The organism is Sphaerisporangium rhizosphaerae (assembly GCF_042665155.1).
GTDB lineage: Bacteria > Actinomycetota > Actinomycetes > Streptosporangiales > Streptosporangiaceae > Sphaerisporangium > Sphaerisporangium rhizosphaerae.
In genome coordinates, this window is the sequence record NZ_JBHTCG010000001.1 from 17,626 (window position 1) to 34,924 (window position 17,299).

Annotated in this window: 14 protein-coding genes and 1 tRNA gene; 3 read left to right on the forward strand and 12 right to left on the reverse strand. The window is 72.1% G+C overall.

Annotated elements, in window-relative coordinates; translation table 11 throughout:
• The first annotated feature begins 4 nt into the window (after nt 1–4).
• Complete coding sequence (gene galK, locus ACFQSB_RS00075) at nt 5–1,147, forward strand: galactokinase (RefSeq protein ID WP_380823617.1); 1,143 nt, start codon at nt 5–7, stop codon at nt 1,145–1,147.
• 202 nt (nt 1,148–1,349) lie between these two features.
• On the opposite strand, the gene ACFQSB_RS00080 is transcribed toward galK, so the two are convergent.
• The 5 genes from ACFQSB_RS00080 to ACFQSB_RS00100 form a co-directional block, all read right to left on the reverse strand.
• Complete coding sequence (locus ACFQSB_RS00080; protein ID WP_380823618.1) at nt 1,350–1,745, reverse strand: STAS domain-containing protein; 396 nt, start codon at nt 1,743–1,745, stop codon at nt 1,350–1,352.
• 113 nt (nt 1,746–1,858) lie between these two features.
• Entirely contained in the window at nt 1,859–2,062 is a 204-nt protein-coding gene (locus tag ACFQSB_RS00085; RefSeq protein WP_354834246.1) for a cold-shock protein, read from the reverse strand.
• Between the two features lie 224 nt (nt 2,063–2,286).
• On the reverse strand, nt 2,287–3,066 hold the full coding sequence (locus ACFQSB_RS00090; RefSeq protein ID WP_380823619.1) for an enoyl-CoA hydratase: 780 nt from the start codon (nt 3,064–3,066) through the stop codon (nt 2,287–2,289).
• A 66-nt stretch (nt 3,067–3,132) separates the two neighbouring features.
• Complete coding sequence (locus tag ACFQSB_RS00095) at nt 3,133–4,266, reverse strand: nitric oxide synthase oxygenase (RefSeq protein ID WP_380823620.1); 1,134 nt, start codon at nt 4,264–4,266, stop codon at nt 3,133–3,135.
• 503 nt (nt 4,267–4,769) lie between these two features.
• A tRNA-Asn gene (locus ACFQSB_RS00100) sits at nt 4,770–4,845 on the reverse strand.
• Nucleotides 4,846–5,088: 243 nt separating this feature from the next.
• Here ACFQSB_RS00100 and ACFQSB_RS00105 point away from each other — a divergent pair.
• Nucleotides 5,089–5,391 carry a YtxH domain-containing protein gene (locus ACFQSB_RS00105; protein WP_380823621.1) on the forward strand — a complete coding sequence of 101 codons (303 nt, stop codon included), beginning with the start codon at nt 5,089–5,091 and terminating at the stop codon, nt 5,389–5,391.
• Nucleotides 5,392–5,471: 80 nt separating this feature from the next.
• Here ACFQSB_RS00105 and ACFQSB_RS00110 read toward each other — a convergent pair whose 3' ends face one another.
• From ACFQSB_RS00110 to dnaG, 4 genes are all read right to left on the reverse strand, one after another.
• Nucleotides 5,472–5,951, reverse strand: a complete 480-nt coding sequence (locus ACFQSB_RS00110) for a hypothetical protein (RefSeq protein WP_354834258.1) — start codon at nt 5,949–5,951, stop codon at nt 5,472–5,474.
• A 54-nt stretch (nt 5,952–6,005) separates the two neighbouring features.
• Entirely contained in the window at nt 6,006–7,280 is a 1,275-nt protein-coding gene (locus ACFQSB_RS00115; protein ID WP_380823622.1) for an MGH1-like glycoside hydrolase domain-containing protein, read from the reverse strand.
• Nucleotides 7,281–7,406: 126 nt separating this feature from the next.
• Nucleotides 7,407–8,510 (reverse strand): RNA polymerase sigma factor RpoD, encoded by a 1,104-nt coding sequence (rpoD, locus tag ACFQSB_RS00120; protein ID WP_354834264.1) that lies wholly within the window; start codon nt 8,508–8,510, stop codon nt 7,407–7,409.
• Nucleotides 8,511–8,691: 181 nt separating this feature from the next.
• On the reverse strand, nt 8,692–10,560 hold the full coding sequence (gene dnaG, locus ACFQSB_RS00125) for a DNA primase (protein WP_380823623.1): 1,869 nt from the start codon (nt 10,558–10,560) through the stop codon (nt 8,692–8,694).
• Between the two features lie 240 nt (nt 10,561–10,800).
• Here dnaG and ACFQSB_RS00130 point away from each other — a divergent pair, with 240 nt between their 5' ends.
• Nucleotides 10,801–11,718 (forward strand): peptidoglycan DD-metalloendopeptidase family protein, encoded by a 918-nt coding sequence (locus ACFQSB_RS00130; RefSeq protein ID WP_380824041.1) that lies wholly within the window; start codon nt 10,801–10,803, stop codon nt 11,716–11,718.
• Between the two features lie 89 nt (nt 11,719–11,807).
• On the opposite strand, the gene ACFQSB_RS00135 is transcribed toward ACFQSB_RS00130, so the two are convergent.
• The 3 genes from ACFQSB_RS00135 to ppdK all read right to left on the reverse strand — a co-directional run bounded on the left by ACFQSB_RS00135 (nt 11,808) and on the right by ppdK (nt 17,288).
• Nucleotides 11,808–12,833 carry an SGNH/GDSL hydrolase family protein gene (locus tag ACFQSB_RS00135; RefSeq protein WP_380823624.1) on the reverse strand — a complete coding sequence of 342 codons (1,026 nt, stop codon included), beginning with the start codon at nt 12,831–12,833 and terminating at the stop codon, nt 11,808–11,810.
• A gap of 294 nt (nt 12,834–13,127) precedes the next feature.
• A complete protein-coding gene (locus ACFQSB_RS00140; protein WP_354834272.1) occupies nt 13,128–14,363 on the reverse strand; it encodes a deoxyguanosinetriphosphate triphosphohydrolase in 1,236 nt (411 codons plus the stop codon).
• Nucleotides 14,364–14,627: 264 nt separating this feature from the next.
• The gene (gene ppdK, locus ACFQSB_RS00145; RefSeq protein WP_380823625.1) at nt 14,628–17,288 is read right to left on the reverse strand and encodes a pyruvate, phosphate dikinase; all 2,661 of its coding nucleotides are present in this window, start codon (nt 17,286–17,288) and stop codon (nt 14,628–14,630) included.
• Nucleotides 17,289–17,299 lie beyond the last annotated feature (11 nt).

The following is a 17,299-nucleotide window of genomic DNA, read 5'->3' on the forward strand; positions in this document are numbered from 1 at the left end:
CGTCATGCGTGCTGTCGATGCCTTCCGCGCGGCCTACGGCCGCGAGCCCGAGCGTGTCTGGCACGCCCCGGGGCGGGTCAATCTGATCGGCGAGCACACCGACTACAACGACGGGTTCGTGCTGCCGTTCGCGGTGCCCTGGGGCGTCACCGCCGCCGTCGCCCTCCGCGATGACGACACCATCCGGCTGCTCTCCCTTCAGGCTTCAGGCGGCGACGAGACCCAGGCGCCCGAGCCGCTGGTGATCACCGAGTTCGGGCAGGCCGAGGGGTGGGCGCGGTACGTCGTCGGCGTCTTCTGGGCGCTGCGGCAGGCCGGGCACGATGTGCGCGGCGCCGACGTGGTGATCGACGGCGACGTGCCGCGGGGGGCCGGGCTGTCCTCCAGCGCCGCGCTGGAGGTCTCGGTGGCCATGGCCTTGGACGACCTGCACGGGCTCGGCCTGTCCCGGCTCGACCTCGCGCTGCTGTCGCAGAAGGCCGAGAACGACTTCGTCGGCATGCCCTGCGGCATCATGGACCAGGCCGCCTCCGCCCTCAGCCAGGAAGGCCACGTCCTGTTCATGGACTGCCGCAGCCTGGCGACGCGGGCCGTCCCGCTCGATCTGGCCTCCGAGGGGCTGCAGATCCTCATCATCGACACCGGCGTGCACCACGAACTGGCCGACGGCCAGTACGCCCGCCGCCGCCGCGACTGCGAGAGCGCCGCCGCCCGTCTCGGGGTCAAGGCACTGCGCGACGTCACCGACCTGGCCGCCGCCCTGTCGCGCCTTTCGGGCGACGAGCGCAAGCGCGTGCAGCACGTCGTCACCGAGGACCACCGGGTGGAGGCGCTGGTCGGGTTGCTGCGGGCCGGCGCCGTGCGCGAGATCGGCGCCCTGCTCAACGCCTCGCACCTGTCGCTGCGCGACCAGTACGAGGTGTCCTGCCCCGAGCTGGACGTGGCGGTCGAGGCGGCCGTGCGCGGCGGCGCGCGCGGCGCGCGCATGACCGGCGGCGGGTTCGGCGGGTCGGCGATCGCCCTGGTCGCCGACGACCGTGCCGATCAGGTGCGCGAGGAGGTCACCAGGGCCTACCAGGAGCGGGGCTGGGCCGCTCCGCGGTTCTTCCCGGCCAGCCTCGCCCCGGGGGCGCACCGCCTCGCTTAGCGGTCGCCCTCAGCGAGCGGCGAGGCCGGCGGACGCCCCCAGTGCGAGAGGGGGCCAGGAAACCCCAGTGCGAGAGGGGACCAGGGGACGTCCCCAGCGGGAAGCGGGAAGTGAGGCCTGGGGACCAGGGGACGTCCCCAGCGGGAAGCGGGAAGTGAGGCCTGCGGACGCCTCCGGTGCGAAACGAGGCCGGCGGGCGCCGTCAGCGGGTGGCGGGGCCGGTCAGGTCACGGGACGCTCTGGCGCTCCCGCGGCCGGCGGGAAGGGTCTGCGGCCCGCGCCCGCGGCGCGGCCGGGTCTCCACGAGGAAGCGTGCGGTGAGGCCGCTGGCCTCAAGGACCCGCCGCACGGGCGAGGAGGGCTCCGCGAGCCGTAGTTCGCCGCCCAGCACCACCGAGCGCCGCCGGGCGGCCAGCAGGGCGCCGAGCCCGCTGGCGTCCATGAAGGTGACCTTGGAAAGGTCGACGATGAGCCGCGGGTGCGGCAACTGGAGCAGGCCGATCAGGCGCTCTTTGAGCTCGGGGGAACAGGCGATGTCGATGTCCCCGCTGACGCGGCACACCACCGCGTCGGCCAGGACGTTCACGGACAGGTCCATCACAGGACCTCCAATCGGACGCCGGGCGGTTCGCGGTCGAGCGGACCGCCCTTCTTGCGTCCTTCGAATGACGGCGGCGTCGCCGCCGTCACGTGAGCCTTGCGGCTGCGTGATCAGAGCGGGCGAACCTGCTCCGCCTGGGGGCCCTTCGGGCCGCGAGTCGTCTGGTAGTCCACACGCTGGTTCTCCTCGAGGCTGCGGTAGCCCGCGGCGTCGATCGCGGAGTAGTGCACGAAGACGTCGGCGCTGCCGTCATCGGGAGCGATGAACCCGAAGCCCTTTTCGGCGTTGAACCACTTGACGGTTCCCTGAGCCATGAAACTGATCTCCTCTGAGACGATCTACGAGGTCCACAACGTGACACCCCGGGTTGTTCAGCGACCGACCGCCCCTTGAAACACGTGCTTCGCACGGTGGAACGCCCGCTGTAAGAACTCCGCAGGCGCTGCTAAACGTTAACGAACCTCTACTACAACCGATCCCCATTCAACACCATGCGGCCCGAGAAGGCGAACGGTGACCCCGGGAATTTCCGGGCCTTCTACCCGCCGAGCGGAGGGAAGGCGGGGGTGCGGCGCTCCAGGAAACTCGCGACGCCCTCGGCGAAGTCGGGCCGGGTGAAGGACTCCAGCATCAGGCGCACGGCCTCGGACTCCGACTCCGCGAGGGACCGCCCCCAGTCGCCCCAGACCTGCCGTTTGATCACGGCCATCGAGGCCGGCGAGCTGTGGGCGGCCAGCTCCCGGGCGTAGGCCAGGGTCTCCTCCAGCAGCCGCTCCCCCGGCACGACCCGGTTGGCCAGGCCCAGGTCGCCGGCCTCGGCGCCGGTGAACGTGCGGCCGGACAGCAGCAGGTCCATCGCCCTGGGCTGGCCGATCAGCCGGGGCAGGATCCACGCCAGGCCGTACTCGGCGATCAGGCCGCGCCGGGCGAAGGCGGTGGTCCACTTGGCCTCGGCGGCGGTGAAGACCAGGTCGCACACCAGCGCGTGCACCATGCCGAGCCCGGCGCAGGCGCCGTTCACGGCCGCGATGACGGGCTTGCGGATGGTCGTCGGGTGGGTGGTGGGCCGCTTGTCCGGCTCGACGTCGTAGGAGCCGTCCTGGACGGCGGCGAGGGTCTGGAAGTCCGCCCCGGCGCAGAAGCCCTTCCCGGCGCCGGTGACCACGACGACCCGTACCCCGGGGTCGCGCTCGGCCTGCTCCAGCAGGTCGAAGTAGCGCCTGCCCATGGCGTCGGTCCACGCGTTCAGCCGGTCGGGCCGGTTGAAGGTGAGCGTCAGCACGCCCTCGTCCAGGGACGACAGCACCAGATCGGACATGGAACCTCCAGCGGGGCCGGTACAGAACAACGTTCTACACCAGTCTGCCCGACCGGGGCGGCCCGGTCATCCCTCGTAGTCGCTCTTGCGGGGATGGTGGACGAACGCCGGGGAGAGCTGCACGTCGTCGTAGTAGCGGTGGAAGACCGGCGTGAGCGAGCCGGACAGGGGCGGGACGATCCACGACCAGTCGGCCGGGCAGATGCGTCCCGAGCGCTCCTCACGCTCGAGGTGGGACATGAACCGGCGCGACTCGGTGTGGTGGTCGGTGATCGTCACCTGCGCCCGCTCGAAGGAGTGCAGCACGGCGACGTTCAGCTCGACCAGCGCCTGGTCCTTCCAGAGCGTGCGCTCGTTGGAGGTGTCCAGGCCGAGCCGGCGGGCCACGACCTCCAGCATGTCGTACCGGTCGGTGTCGGCCAGGTTGCGCGCGCCGATCTCGGTGCCCATGTACCAGCCGTTGAACGGCGCGCACGGGTAGCAGACACCGCCGATCTCCAGGCACATGCCGGAGATCGCCGGGACGGCGTGCCAGCGGAGCCCGAGCTCGGCGAACCAGGGGAACACCGGGTGGACCAGCGGCACCTCCAAGATCGCGTCCGCGGGGACGGTGGCCAGCAGCGGCGGACGGCCGCCCGCCTCGATGACCAGCGGCAGCACGTCGAAGTCCGTCCCCGGCCCGCCGGACCACCCCAGGCGGCGGGCCATGGCGGTGAGGTCGGCGTTGCGCGCGTCGCCCGCCAGGATGCTCCCGTCCAGCGCGCGGTACCCCGCGTACCGGATGAGCTGCTCGTTCAGGATGCGCGGCCCAGGACGGCCCGGCCGGTCGGGGGCGAAGACGGTGATGGTGGGGCGGATGCGCCCTTCGTTGGTCGCCTCGCGCAGGTGGGCGACCGACTCCACCGCCACCCCCTCGGCGGTGTCGACGTGGCGGCGGTCGCGCACCCGCAGCGAGTGCCAGTACAGCCGGCCGATGCACCGGTTGCTGTTGCGCCAGGCGACGCGCGCCCCGTAGGCCAGTTCGTCGGCGGTGTGGGTGTAGGTGCCCCAGGCGTCGATCTCGGCCAGCACCTGGTGCAGGCGGGGCCAGAACGGGCCGGCCGAGGGGTTCTCGGCGTGGAACAGCCGCAGGAACTTCTCCGCCTCCTGCGGGTCGGCCAGGCCGTCGCCGCCGCCGGGGCGATGGAGGGGCAGCGCCACAGGAGCGCGAGAGGCCGGCGGGCAGGCTCGGTCCCGCTCATGGATCGACACGGGAACTGCGCTCCGTCCGGGGGGAGACAGTGGGACATCCTCCTGCGAGGGTGAGGGCGCCTGGGCGCCCTCTGCCTCAGGAGACGGCGCGGGAGTCGAACGACCCCGACGCAGCGCCGCGACAGCTGACTTTACCGGAAGTCGGACCCTCAGAAACCCCAACACTGGACAACCGCCACATCGGTCACATGGGTATCAGAACGCTTCCGGGAGCTCTGACGCCCTGGAGGCGGCGGCCTTCCCCGCCGCCGTCGGCACGGATCCGCGGCAGCCGCACGTCGTGTTCCGGGCGAGCTCGGTGACTCTCAGCGTCGATGCGCCTGCAAAGTGACACGAAGCACGGCAAGACCACATCTTGGGCCATCGAGTGGGATTTGTCCTGCCAAATCGCAGACAGGTCGGTGTCCAAGAACGGCGACAGCCCCAGGGGGACTCCCCCTGGGGCTGCATGGTGGCTCCCGCGATAGGACTCGAACCTATAACCTGCCGGTTAACAGCCGGCTGCTCTGCCGATTGAGCTACACGGGATCGTTCGTTTTGCGCCTTGCGGGGAGGGCGTTGGCCCTTCCTTGCGGCGCGGAACTAGATTAGCGCATTCCGAGGGGTGCGTGTCGCACCCAGATCGTCCCCCGCCGCGGGGAGGCGCCGTCCCGGGCCGGAGCCTGCGGCGTCGCTCCCCCGCAAGCTTCCGCGCGCCGGGAAGATAACCGCCCGCAGCCGGGGTAGGGGAAGCCCAGAGCGGGGGAGCCAGCGGCACGCGGGAGGTAGAAGATGCGATATCGATTCACGTTCGCCGTAGGCCTGGCCATCGGGTACGTCCTCGGCAGCAAGGCCGGACGAGAGCGGTACGAACAGATCAGGCGGCTGGCGCAGCGCGTCGCCGACAATCCCATGGTCCAGCAGGCCGCGGGCGTGGCGGGGGCCCAGGCGTCCAAGGCGGCCGAGGTGACCAAGCACAAGCTGGGCGACGTGCTCGGCGACCGGGTGCCGTTCCTGCACAGAAACGGCTGGAACGTCGTCAAGGACGACACCGGCACCGGCTGGCCGGACAGCGAGATGGACCGCGTCACCTGACCGGCGCACCCCGGAGACGGCCCGCGTGAAACCCCCGCGCACGGGCCGTCTCCGCATGTCGCGGCCGCGCGGGCGGCGGGTCAGACGCCGAGCGTGCGGCGCAGCCGCTCCAGGGCCTGCTCCGCCGCGGCGCGCAGGCCGGGGTCGGACGGGTCCAGGCCGGGGTCGAACACGAACTCCCACTCGGCGGTGTCCTGACCGGGCACCCGGCGGGCGACCAGCCGCACTCCCCCGCGCTCGCCGAGGCGGACGTGCCGGTTGACCAGGATGGAGGAGGTCACCCGCTCGCGCACGGCCTCGGGCAGCCGGCCGGGGTCGGGCAGCTCCACCCGCCGGCGGGCGCCGTCGGTGCCGACGACCAGCAGGCCCTCCTCGTCCCACTGCGCCCGGTCGACCCGGTACCAGGGCAGCGTCTCGCCGGCCGGCAGGCGCAGCGCGCGGTCGGTGGCGACGACGTACCCGCCGTCCGGCGTCCGCGCGTGGACCAGCACCCGCTCGCCGGGCTCCAGCCGCACGCCGGCCTCCGGGGGGAGGCCTTTGGTGCCCCAGGGAAATCGCATGGGTGAAAGCTACCCGGCCCGCCGGTGCGGGGCCGCACGCGGGCGGCCCGGCGCTCATCCGGCGAGCAGGTCCAAGGTGAGGGCCGCCGACCAGGAGAAGTCGCGGCATCCCCGTCCCATGCCGTCGAAGGGGTCGAAGCACTCTCGGAACCCCGCCTGGCGCACCAGGCGAAGGGTGGCGGTCGCGAGCAGCCTCTCCAGGGCCCCGAGGCCGTGCCCGGCCGCGGCCTGCCGCAGCAGCCAGTTGGTGTTCACCCACGACGGCCCGCGCCAGTACCTCTCCCGGTCGAACTGCAGCGCCCGCACCTCGCAGCTCGGCACCGGGTAGCCGCTCGGGCCGAGGAAGCACGACTCCAGCAGCTCGACCAGCGGCCCGACGACCGTCGCGGGCATGCCCGGGTCCAGCAGCGGGCCGAACCCGCCGATCGTGCGGATCGGGATGAGCGACCCGGCACGCAGATCGCGCGCGTAGAACGCGCCCTCCCACAGGCGGGCCAGCAGTCCGCCGCGGATCCGCTCGGCGGCCTCCTCGAACGGCCGGCCGTCGGCCCCGATGACCCCGGCCAGGTCGGCCAGCGCCAGGCAGGAGGCCAGCCAGATGCCGTTGAACATGGGGTCCTCGACGGCGAAGGGGTGCTCGTCGCGCAGGTAGCCCGGGCCGTACCCGGCGTCGCGGTAGCGCAGGGCCAGCCAGACCCAGCGGTCGTGGTGGCTGTCGGAGCGCCAGTCCTCCAGCCCGCAGGCGTAGCCGACCATGGGCAGCGCGGCCAGCGGGGCGTCCCAGGCGGGACTGTCGTCCAGGCCGGACTCCCAGGGATGGACGATCGCCGCCAGGCCCTCGCCGCCGAGGTCGCGGGCGGAGGCCAGGTACCGGTGCTGGGCCACCAGGCACGGCCAGGTCCTGCGGACGAACGCGAGCGCCGCGTCGCGGTCACGGGCGTAACGCCAGATCCACCACACGGCGCAGGCGTGGAGCGGCGGCTGGGTGAGGCCGGAGGTGGGCACCCCGCGCGGCGCGGCGGCGCACTCCCCCGAACGCCAGATCGACGGCCCCGGGTAGTAGGAGTCCCTGGCGGCCGGGTCGAAGACGATGTGCGGCACCATGCCGGTGCTCCACTGGCCGGCGAACAGGCTCAGCAGCTCCTCGCAGGCGCGCGACCACCGGCGCCGGGACAGGCCGATCGCCACGAACGCCGAATCCCAGCTCCACTGGTGGGGGTAGCGCCCCACCGAGGGGACGGTGGCCGTTCCCGTCCAGTTCGCGTCAAGCACGTCGAGTGCGGCCCGCTCGAGCGCGGTGTCCTCGTCGGGCGCGGACCGCGCGTCCATCGGCTCGGCGGCAGGAGGGGCGTCCCTGCCGTCCCTCCTCCCTGGTCCCCGCGGGCCCCCGTGCTGATGGGCCCGCGCCCGTCCGGGGCCTATGGCCTTGACGGCCCTGGACGGGCGCGGGAGGTCTCAGTCGAGGTAGTCGCGCAGCATCTGCGCCCGCGTCGGGTGACGTAACTTGGCCAGCGTCTTGGACTCGATCTGGCGGATGCGCTCGCGGGTGACCCCGAACTCCCTGCCGACCTCCTCCAGCGTCCTCGGGTGCCCGTCGGACAGCCCGAAGCGAAGCTGGATGATGCGCTGCTCGCGATCGGAGAGAGTGGCGAGGATGTCGTCGAGCTGGTCCTGCAACATGATGAACGCCGCCGCCTCGATGGGCACCACGGCGTCGGCGTCCTCGATGAAGTCACCGAGGTCGGAGTCCTCCTCGCCGATCGGCGACTGCAGGGACACCGGCTCCTGCGCGATGCGCTGGATCTCCACCACGCGGTCCACGGGGAGGTCCATCTCCATCGCGATCTCCTCGGGAGCGGGCTCCCGGCCGAGATCCTGGTGGAGCTGGCGCTGCACGCGGACCAGCTTGTTGATCGTCTCGACCATGTGCACGGGAATTCGAATCGTCCGCGCCTGGTCGGCGATCGCCCGGGTGATGGCCTGGCGAATCCACCACGTGGCGTAGGTGGAGAACTTATATCCCTTGGTGTAGTCGAATTTCTCCACCGCGCGGATCAGCCCGAGGTTGCCCTCCTGGATGAGGTCGAGGAACAGCATTCCGCGGCCCACATAGCGTTTGGCGATGGACACCACGAGCCGCAGGTTGGCCTCGATGAGCCGCTGCTTGGCCCGGACGCCCTCCCAGACGAGCTCCTCGAACTCGGGCTTGACCAGCCGTATGCCGATGTCGCACAGTTTGTCCTCGGCGAACAGGCCGGCTTCGATCGCCTTCGCCAGCTCCACCTCCTCCTCCGCCGTCAGGAGCGGCACGCGGCCGATCTCCCGCAGGTAGATGCGGACGAGGTCGCTGGTCGGCGCCCGCTTGCCGACATCCTCCTCATCGGGCCGGACGGTGTCGTCGTCGCCTTGCGGCTCGAGCACCTCCACACCCTTTTCGGCGAGCATCCGCACGACACGCTCCAGCGCGTCGGCCGGCAACTCGGAGCGGTCGAGCGCGGCGGCGACGTCGTCGACGGTGACGCTGCCGCGCTCCTTTCCTCTCGCGACGAGATCCGCCACCTGGTCTACTACCGACGGCGGTCCACTTGGCAGCACCGATGCACCCACGGTGCATAGTCTGCGGTATAGGGGCGGTAAAAGGGCAGGCCTATTTTTGTCACCCGAGGTAAGGCCGGAGCCATTACCGAATTGAGATCGGACAAAGAGTTTGGCTGCTCTGAGAAGCGGAAAGTAAGGTTAATTACGCTCCGACGGCGCGTTCTCTTAAGACCCGGCGTTGTTGTTCGAGCGCCACCAGTTCCCCGAAGAGCCGGTTGTAGTCCTGCTGCTGCTCAACAGGGTTGAGGCGCTCCATCTTGGCCTTGATCTGCACCAGCGCCCTGGTGACGGCGATCTCGGCGAGCCGGGCCAGCACGGCCTGGCCGTAGCGCTCTTCGCCGGCCAGGTCGGCCCGCACCGGATCGACCGCGAACCTGGTCGCCAGGGCGCGCAGGCCGTCGTCCTCGGTGGCGGCGAGCAGCATGTCGACCCACTCGCGCCCGCCGGGGCCGCCCGCGACCGTGCCGCCCGCCGCCGTGACCAGGCCGTACAGGGCGACGTGCTCGGGCACGGTGAACGCCTCGGCCCCGAGGGCGTCGAACTCGGGCCCCATGAGCGCGGGACGCTGCACTGCGAGCTTCAGCGCCTCCGCCTCGATGCGCACCACCGGGTCGGCGGAGTCGGCCGGCGGGGGCGCGCTCGCCCGCCGTGCGGGCCGTTCGGGCGCCGCCCTGCCCCCCGCGCGGCCCGCGACCTCCTGGATGCGCCGCAGCACCAGCCGCTCGTCCATGAAGCCGAGCCAGCGGTCGAGGTCGACGGCGTACCTGCCGCGCAGCGCGGAATCCTTGATGCCGGCCACCAGCGGGGCGGCGGCGTCCAGGGCGGCCAGGCGGCCCTCGTTGGTGGTCAGCTCGTAGCGCGAGATGACGCTGCGGATGGCGAACGCGAACAACGGCTCGCGGGCGGCGACCAGATCGCGGACGGCGGCGTCGCCGTGCTTGACCCGCAGGTCGCACGGGTCGAGCCCGTCAGGTTGCACGGCCACGAAGGTCTGGGTGACGAACTTCTGCTCGTCGGCGAAGGCGCGCAGGGCGGCCTTCTGGCCGGCGGAGTCGCCGTCGAAGGTGAACACGACCTCGCCGCGGAACTCGGCCTGGTCGAGCAGCAGGCGGCGCAGCACCTTGATGTGCTCCTCGCCGAAGGAGGTGCCGCAGGTGGCGACCGCCGTCGGCACGCCGGCCAGGTGGCAGGCCATGACGTCGGTGTAGCCCTCGACGACGACGGCCTGGGAGCGCTTGGAGATCTCGCGCTTGGCCAGGTCGATGCCGTACAGCACCGTGCTCTTCTTGTAGATCGGGCTCTCGGGGGTGTTGAGGTACTTGGGCCCGTCGTCGCCGTCGAGCAGTTTGCGCGCGCCGAAGCCGATCACGTCGCCGGTGATGTCGCGGATGGGCCAGACGAGCCGGCCGCGGAAGCGGTCGACCGGGCCGCGGCGCCCCTCGCGGGCCAGGCCGCCCTTGATCAGCTCGTTGGCGGTGAACCCCCGGCCCAGCAGGTGGCGGGCGAGGCGATCCCACTCGGACGGGGCGAAGCCGACCCCGAAGTGCTCGGCGTCGACGCGTTCGAAGCCACGCTCGGACAGGAAACGGCGGCCGGGCGCCGCCTCGGGGGTCTCCAGCTGGGCGGCGTAGAACTCGGCGGCGGCCCGGTGGGCCTCGATGAGCCGGCTGCGCTCGCCCTGCTCGCGCCCGGGGACGTACCCGCCCTGCTCGTAGCGGAGCTGGATGCCCGCGCGCTGCGCCAGCCGCTCGATCGCGTCGGCGAACGACAGCAGCTCCAGCTTGCGGACGAAGGTGATGACGTCGCCGCCCTCGCCGCAACCGAAGCAGTACCAGTAGCCGCGGGAGGGGGTGACGTTGAACGAGGGGGACTTCTCCTCGTGGAAGGGGCACAGGCCTTTGAGATTGCCGCCGCCGGCGTTGCGAAGCTGGATGTGCTCCCCCACGACGTCGGCGATCGATGAGCGCTCTCGCACGAGCGCGATGTCCTCGTCACTGATCCGCCCTGCCACGCCGCGAGTCTACGACTCGGCGCCGACACTCCGCTCCGGCGGCCGTCCCGGCCCGGCGGGACCCGCCGGGGCCGGACACCGCACGCCCCGGAGCGTCAGGGGTCGCCGCGCCAGCGTGACCGGCCGGTTACCGTCGGTTCCATCCCAAGATGGGGGATTTTCGGCGAATAAGCGGTGATGGTGGCGCAGGTCGGTTACAAAGGGAACGCTCATATCGGTAACGTCTGGCGGGTGGAGATCATGCGATCGGGGCGACTGGCCGCCATCGGAGCGGCCGTGCTGGTCAGCGCCGCCTGTGCGGCCCCCGGCGGGGTGGCCGGCATCAGCACGCTGCCGCCCGCGCCCCCCATGCAGGACGTGGCGGCGACCGGGGCCGCGACCGGCACGCCGGACGCGCTTCCCAGCCCCGACGTCTCGCCCACCGGCGAGGGCGGCACGGAGATCGACGCCGCCACCCTGAAGCCGACCCCGTCGGCCTCCCCCGGCTCCCCCGGCGACGTCAGGCCGCCGCGCGGCGACGACCCGGTCCGCGTGCCCCCGCCGAGGCTGTCGCGGTTCACTTACGTCTTCCCGGTCCGCGGGTGCCGGGTCAGCTACGCCCGCAAGCAGCTCGTGCTGCCCAAGACCACCATCTGGGCGGGCAAGGGCTGCTCGTACGTCTCCCCGGTCGGCGGCGTCGTGCACGAGGTGAGCACGACCGACCGCTGGAGGCCGGCCACCGACCACGGGACCGACCGCGAGGGCCGGTTCGTGTCCGTCCTCGGCGACGACGGGGTGCGCTACTTCGGCGGGCACCTCGACACCGTCGAGGCGGGCGTCCGGCCGGGGACGCGCGTCGCCGCGGGCCAGGTGCTCGGGCGCGTCGGCGACTCGGGCGACGCGCGGGGCCAGGGGGCCAACCTGTACTTCTCGGTGTCCTGGGCGACCGCCTCGCGCTACTGGTGGGTGCGCCGCGGGATGGTCGATCCGTGGACCTACCTGGACGCGTGGCTGCACGGCAATCCGACCCTGTCCCCCGCCGAGCAGGTGGCGGCGGCGCGCGCCCGGGTCGGCGCCACGCCCGCCTGCCGCACGCTGTGCGCCTCCAAGCCGGTCAAGAAGAAGCCCACGCCGGTCCCCACCCAGACCGCCGAACCCGACTCCGTCACCACCGGCTGACGCCACTCCGTGGACCGGCCGGCGGAGGCCACCGCCCCTGCCGGCCGCTCCGGGCCGCCATGCGTCCGCGTGTGCGGCGCCGAGCTTCGTCAGGGAGCGCCGATCCTCGCCGCGATGATCGGGGCCAGGCGGTCGGCGATCTTGACGTGCCCCGCGTCGTTCGGGTGCACGGAGTCGCTGAGGTCGGCGCTGGTCAGCCAGCCCTCGGTGTTGACGTAGACGACGTTGGGGTCGCCGCCGTCGTTGAGCGCCTTGACCGCGGCCTGGGTCTGGGCGACGAACTTCGCACGGAAGGTCTCCATCGCAAAGATCGTCGCGTACGGGTACTTCGCCCGCACCTCGCGCAGCAGGTTGGTGTAGGAGGCCTGGAACTCCGGGGTGTGCACGCCGTGGCCGGAGTCGTTGGTGCCGAGGTTGATGACCACCACGTTGGCCTGGTAGCGGGAGAAGTCCCAGTCCGGGGTCGCCGCGTTGGGGTTCAGCTTGAGGAACTGCCGCTCCAGCCCCACGCATCCGTCGGCCGTGGCGACCAGGCAGGCGCCGCCCTGGGCGATCTGCGTGTGCCGCACGTGGAGCCGCTCGCCGACCAGCCACCCGTACGCCGTCAGCGCGTTCTTGGAGGTGGTGGTCCCCACGGTGATCGAGTCGCCGACGAACTCCAGCAGCGTCGAAGGCACGTTCGCGCGGAAGGTGCTCGCGCCCGCGTCCAGGACCAGTCCCTGGAACACCGCGTCGCCGTGGTAGGACCCGGCGACGACGCGGTAGGAGACGCGCAGCGTGTGGTCGCCCGCTCGCAGCGGCGTCGAGGTGAGGTTCACCGTGCCGCTGACGTTGGTGCGGTAGACGAACGGGGCGCCGTCGATGCTGTAGTACAGGTCGATGGCGCCGCGCTGCTTGAGCTTGACCGTCGTCCCGGTGAAGCCGGTGGTGAAGTAGGCTCCCGCCCAGTACGGCGTGTAGGCCGCCGGGTTGCGGGTGTCCCAGCGGCCGGTGAAGGAGATGTTGGCGTCCGTCGGCGAGCCGTCGCCGGTCGCCGCCGTCGCCGGGAGAGGCGCGACGCCGCCGATGACCAGGGCCGTCACCGCCCCCATGATGAGAGCTCTGAACCTCGGCATGTGATCGTCCTCGCTCGTGGCGGAGCCCGCCGCGTCCGGCCGCGGCACGGCGCCGGGTGGGGGAATGATCAGGACGTGATGATCGGTCTTCGACGCTAGGTCGGCTCGCGCGGCGCGGCAACGGCCGCGGGGCCGCCCGCACCCGCCGCCCCGGCTCTTCCCCAGCTCACCCGGCGGTCCGCCGCCGCGCGGCCGTGTAACTTACAGCCGGGACGGCGGGCACCAGGCGAGCGGAACACCAGGACGTCGGACGCCGGCGTGGCCGGGCGGGCGCGCCGGGCGGGGCGGGGCGGGTCAGGCGCGGGAGCTGAGTGAGCGGTGCAGGGCGACGGCGCTGACGTCGGTGAGCGAGGCGATCTGGTCGACCACCACCCGCAGCCGGGCGGCGTCGTCGGCCGCTCCGGCGAAGGCCGGGCGCAGGGCGGGCTCCAGCGTCCCGGGCGCGCCCAGCATGATCATGGACGCCAGCTCCGCGATGAGGTCGCGCTGGCGCGCCTGGTTGGCGTGGTGGTCCTCCCGGGACATCACGTAGTGCGCCGTGACCCCCTTGAGCAGCGCGCACTCCAGCCGGGTGACCCGGGGCACGATCAGGTCGGCGCCGTACCGGGTGCGGCCCCGGCCGTAGGCGCTGGTCGTCGCCTCCTGCGCCGACAGGCAGAACCGGCCGATCAGGGCGCTGGTGAAGGACTTCAGCGCCACCAGGTCGGCCATGGTCTCCTCGAACCGCGCCGGCCACAGCGGCGCGGCCACCAGGTGGGCCAGCGTCTCCTCCAGCTCGGTGAGGCAGGAGTCGCCCGCGTACCACTTCAGCGTGCGCTCGCACACCTCGCGCCGCTCCCCCGCGTCGAACAGCAGTTCCGGGGTGAGGTGCCCGGAGTGCAGCGCGTCCTCCAGGTCGTGCACGGAGTAGGCGACATCGTCGGACCAGTCCATGACCTGCGCCTCGAAGCTGACCCTGCCCTCGGGCGCGCCCTGCCTCGCCCAGTCGAAGACGGGCAGGTCGTCGGGGTAGACGCCGAACTTCGGGCCGTGCGCGGAGGTCCAGGGGTACTTCAGGGACGAGTCGAGCGTCGCGCGGGTGAGGTTCAGTCCGGCGCTGCGGCCGTCGCCGGTGAGGACCTTGGCCTCCAGGCGGGTCAGCAGGCGCAGGCTCTGGGCGTTGCCCTCGAAGCCGCCGCACCGGGCCGCCAGCTCGTTGAGCGCCGTCTCGCCGTTGTGCCCGAACGGGGGGTGGCCGAGGTCGTGGGCGAGACAGGCGGTCTCGACCAGGTCGGGGTCGCAGCCGAGCGCCTTGCCCAGCTCCCGGCCGATCTGCGCGCACTCCAGCGAGTGGGTCAGGCGGGTGCGCGGGATGTGGCGGCCATGGTCGGGGATCTCGCCCGGGCCGACGACCTGCGTCTTCGCGGCGAGCCGCCGCAGCGCGGAGCTGTGCAGCACCCGCGCCCGGTCGCGCTCGAACGCGCTGCGCTCAGGGTTGCCGGGAGGTTCCGGCACCCATCTGGCCTGGTCGAAGTCGTCGTAGCCTGTCATCGGTAGCGGGGATGCTACCCCCGCTATGGGTCGCGCATGACAAACATGCAGGAAACTCACGATGTCCGGACGCATTTCGTCTTCCCCCGCAGGTCAGGCGGCCCGTGAGTAACCCCTGCCCCGGCCGTCGCCACCCCTGTCCGGCCGGAGGAGGCCCCTTCGGCCGGACAGGGCCTGGATGGACGGAAGCCGGGCCGTCGCGCGAAGCGGACGAGCGACGGCCGGCGGGATCCGGGCTCCGCGCACAACCCGGGCGGGGCGCGGTCAGCGGGAGTCGGACTCCTCGCGGGGCAGCGCCGCGCGTCCGGCCTCCAGCCGGGCGACCGGGACGCGGAACGGCGAGCAGGACACGTAGTCCAGGCCGATGTCGTGGCAGAAGCGCACCGACTCGGGGTCGCCGCCGTGCTCGCCGCAGATGCCGATCTTGAGGTCGGGACGGGCGGCGCGGCCCTCCTCGACGGCGATGGACATCAGCCGCCCGACGCCGCCGCGGTCGATGCTCTCGAACGGGGAAACCCCGAAGACGCCCAGCTCCAGATAGCGCGAGAAGAACGCGGCCTCGACGTCGTCCCGGGAGAACCCCCAGGTCATCTGGGTGAGGTCGTTGGTGCCGAAGGAGAAGAAATGCGCGGCCTCGGCGATCTGGCCGGCGGTCAGCGCCGCGCGCGGCACCTCGATCATCGTGCCGATCGCGGCCTCGACCCCGTTCTCCGCCAGGATGCCCCGCGCCTCGTCCCGGACGTGCTCCAGCTCCTGCACGGCCCCGACCAGCGGGATCATGATCTCGGCCCGGGGGTCGCCGCCCGCGGCGCGGCGCTCGGCCACCGCCTCGGCGATCGCGCGCACCTGCATGGCGAACAGCCCGGGGATCACCAGCCCGAGCCGCACGCCGCGCAGGCCGAGCATCGGGTTCTCCTCGTGCAGCCGCTTGACCGCCGCGAGCAGCCTGCGGTCGCGGGCCGTGGCCTGCTCACCGGCCAGCGCGACCTTCACCGACAGGGCGGTGAGGTCGGGCAGGAACTCGTGCAGGGGCGGGTCGATCAGGCGGACCGTCACCGGCAGGCCGTCCATCGCCGCGAAGATGCCCGCGAAGTCGGACCTCTGCAGCGGTTCCAGCGCGTCGAGCGCCGCCTGGCGCTCCTCCCCCGAGACGGCCAGGATGAGGTCCTCGACGAGCCGGCGGCGCTCGCCGAGGAACATGTGCTCGGTGCGGCACAGGCCGATGCCCTCCGCGCCGAACCCGCGCGCCCGCGCGGCGTCCTCGGGGGTGTCGGCGTTGGCCCGCACCGCGAGGCGGCGCCGCTCGTCGGCGTGGACCATGACGCGGTGCACGGCCTGGATCAGGTCGTCGGAGGTGTCGCCGGCGCCCTCGAAGTACTGGACGACGGGCGAGGCCATGACGGGCACCTCCCCGCGGTACACCTCGCCGGTGGAGCCGTCGATGGAGATCAACTCCCCCTCCTCGACCACCACGCCGCCGGGGGCGGTGAAGCGCCGGCCCGCGGGGTCCACCTCGATCTGCTCGGCGCCGCACACGCAGGTCTTCCCCATGCCGCGGGCGACGACGGCGGCGTGCGAGGTCTTGCCGCCCCTGCTGGTCAGCACGCCACGGGCGGCGATCATGCCCGCCAGGTCGTCCGGGGTCGTCTCGCGGCGCACCAGGATGACCTCCTCGCCCCGCGCGGTCAGCTCCTCGGCGCGTTCGGAGGAGAACACCGCCCTGCCCACGGCCGCGCCCGGCGAGGCGTTCATGCCCTTGGCGATGGGGATGAGGCGGGCGTGCCCGGCGAACCTCGGGAACATGAGCTGGGCGAGCTGGTCGCCGGAGACGCGTTCGAGCGCCTCGTCCATGTCGATCAGGCCCTGGTCGACGAGCTGGGTCGCGATGCGGAACGCCGCCTCGGCGGTACGCTTGCCGACACGGGTCTGCAGCATCCACAGTTTTCCGCGTTCGATGGTGAACTCGATGTCGCACAGGTCGCGGTAGTGGTTCTCCAGCGTCCGCATGATGCCCAGCAGCTCGCGGTAGGAGCTCGCGTCGATCTTCTCCAGCTCCTGCAGCGGGATGGTGTTGCGGATGCCCGCGACGACGTCCTCGCCCTGGGCGTTCTGCAGGTAGTCGCCGTATACGCCCTGGTTGCCCGTGCCGGGGTCGCGGGTGAAGGCGACGCCGGTGCCGGAGTCCATGCCGAGGTTGCCGAAGACCATCGCGACGATGTTGACCGCCGTTCCGAGGTCGGCGGGGATGCGCTCCTGGCGGCGGTAGACGATCGCGCGGGGGGCGTTCCAGGAGTCGAAGACCGCCTCGACGGCCATGCGCATCTGCACGCGGGGGCCTTCGGGGAACTCCCGGCCGGTCTCGTCCTTGACGATGTCCTTGAAGGTCCGCACCAGGCGCCGGAGGTCCTCGGCGGTGAGCTCAAGATCGCTGGTCACCCCGCCGTGCCGCTTGGCCCGCTCGATGGCGTCCTCGAACCGGTCGCCCTCGATGCCGAGGACGGTGCGGCCGAACATCTGGATGAGCCTGCGGTAGGAGTCCCAGGCGAAGCGCTCGTCGCCGGCCTGCGCGGCCAGGCCGCGCACCGACTCGTCGTTGAGGCCGATGTTGAGGACCGTCTCCATCATGCCGGGCATGGAGAACTTCGCCCCGGAGCGGACGCTGACCAGCAGGGGGTCCCCGGGGGCGCCGAGGCGCTTGCCCATGCCGTCCTCCATCGCGTGGAGGTGCTTGTCGACCTCGTCCCACAGCCCGTCGGGCACGCCGCCGCCGGCCAGGAACCGGCGGCACGCCTCCGTCGTGATCGTGAACCCCGGTGGCACCGGAAGACCCAGGTTCGTCATCTCGGCGAGATTGGCGCCTTTGCCACCGAGGAGCTCCTTGAGATCCTTGTTGCCCTCGGTGAACCCGTATACGTATTTGGGCACTGGGACCCCTC

Excerpts from the sequence above, each read along its gene's own strand:
- ACFQSB_RS00105 (WP_380823621.1), top strand. The coding sequence starts at position 5,089 with ATGCGATATCGATTCACGTTCGCCGTAGGCCTGGCCATCGGGTACGTC.
- ACFQSB_RS00115 (WP_380823622.1), bottom strand. The coding sequence starts at position 7,280 with ATGGACGCGCGGTCCGCGCCCGACGAGGACACCGCGCTCGAGCGGGCC.
- ACFQSB_RS00080 (WP_380823618.1), bottom strand. The coding sequence starts at position 1,745 with ATGGACCTGTCCGTGAACGTCCTGGCCGACGCGGTGGTGTGCCGCGTC.
- ACFQSB_RS00085 (WP_354834246.1), bottom strand. The coding sequence starts at position 2,062 with ATGGCTCAGGGAACCGTCAAGTGGTTCAACGCCGAAAAGGGCTTCGGG.
- ACFQSB_RS00130 (WP_380824041.1), top strand. The coding sequence starts at position 10,801 with ATGCGATCGGGGCGACTGGCCGCCATCGGAGCGGCCGTGCTGGTCAGC.
- ACFQSB_RS00140 (WP_354834272.1), bottom strand. The coding sequence starts at position 14,363 with ATGACAGGCTACGACGACTTCGACCAGGCCAGATGGGTGCCGGAACCT.
- ACFQSB_RS00110 (WP_354834258.1), bottom strand. The coding sequence starts at position 5,951 with ATGCGATTTCCCTGGGGCACCAAAGGCCTCCCCCCGGAGGCCGGCGTG.
- ACFQSB_RS00135 (WP_380823624.1), bottom strand. The coding sequence starts at position 12,833 with ATGCCGAGGTTCAGAGCTCTCATCATGGGGGCGGTGACGGCCCTGGTC.
- galK (WP_380823617.1), top strand. The coding sequence starts at position 5 with ATGCGTGCTGTCGATGCCTTCCGCGCGGCCTACGGCCGCGAGCCCGAG.
- ACFQSB_RS00090 (WP_380823619.1), bottom strand. The coding sequence starts at position 3,066 with ATGTCCGATCTGGTGCTGTCGTCCCTGGACGAGGGCGTGCTGACGCTC.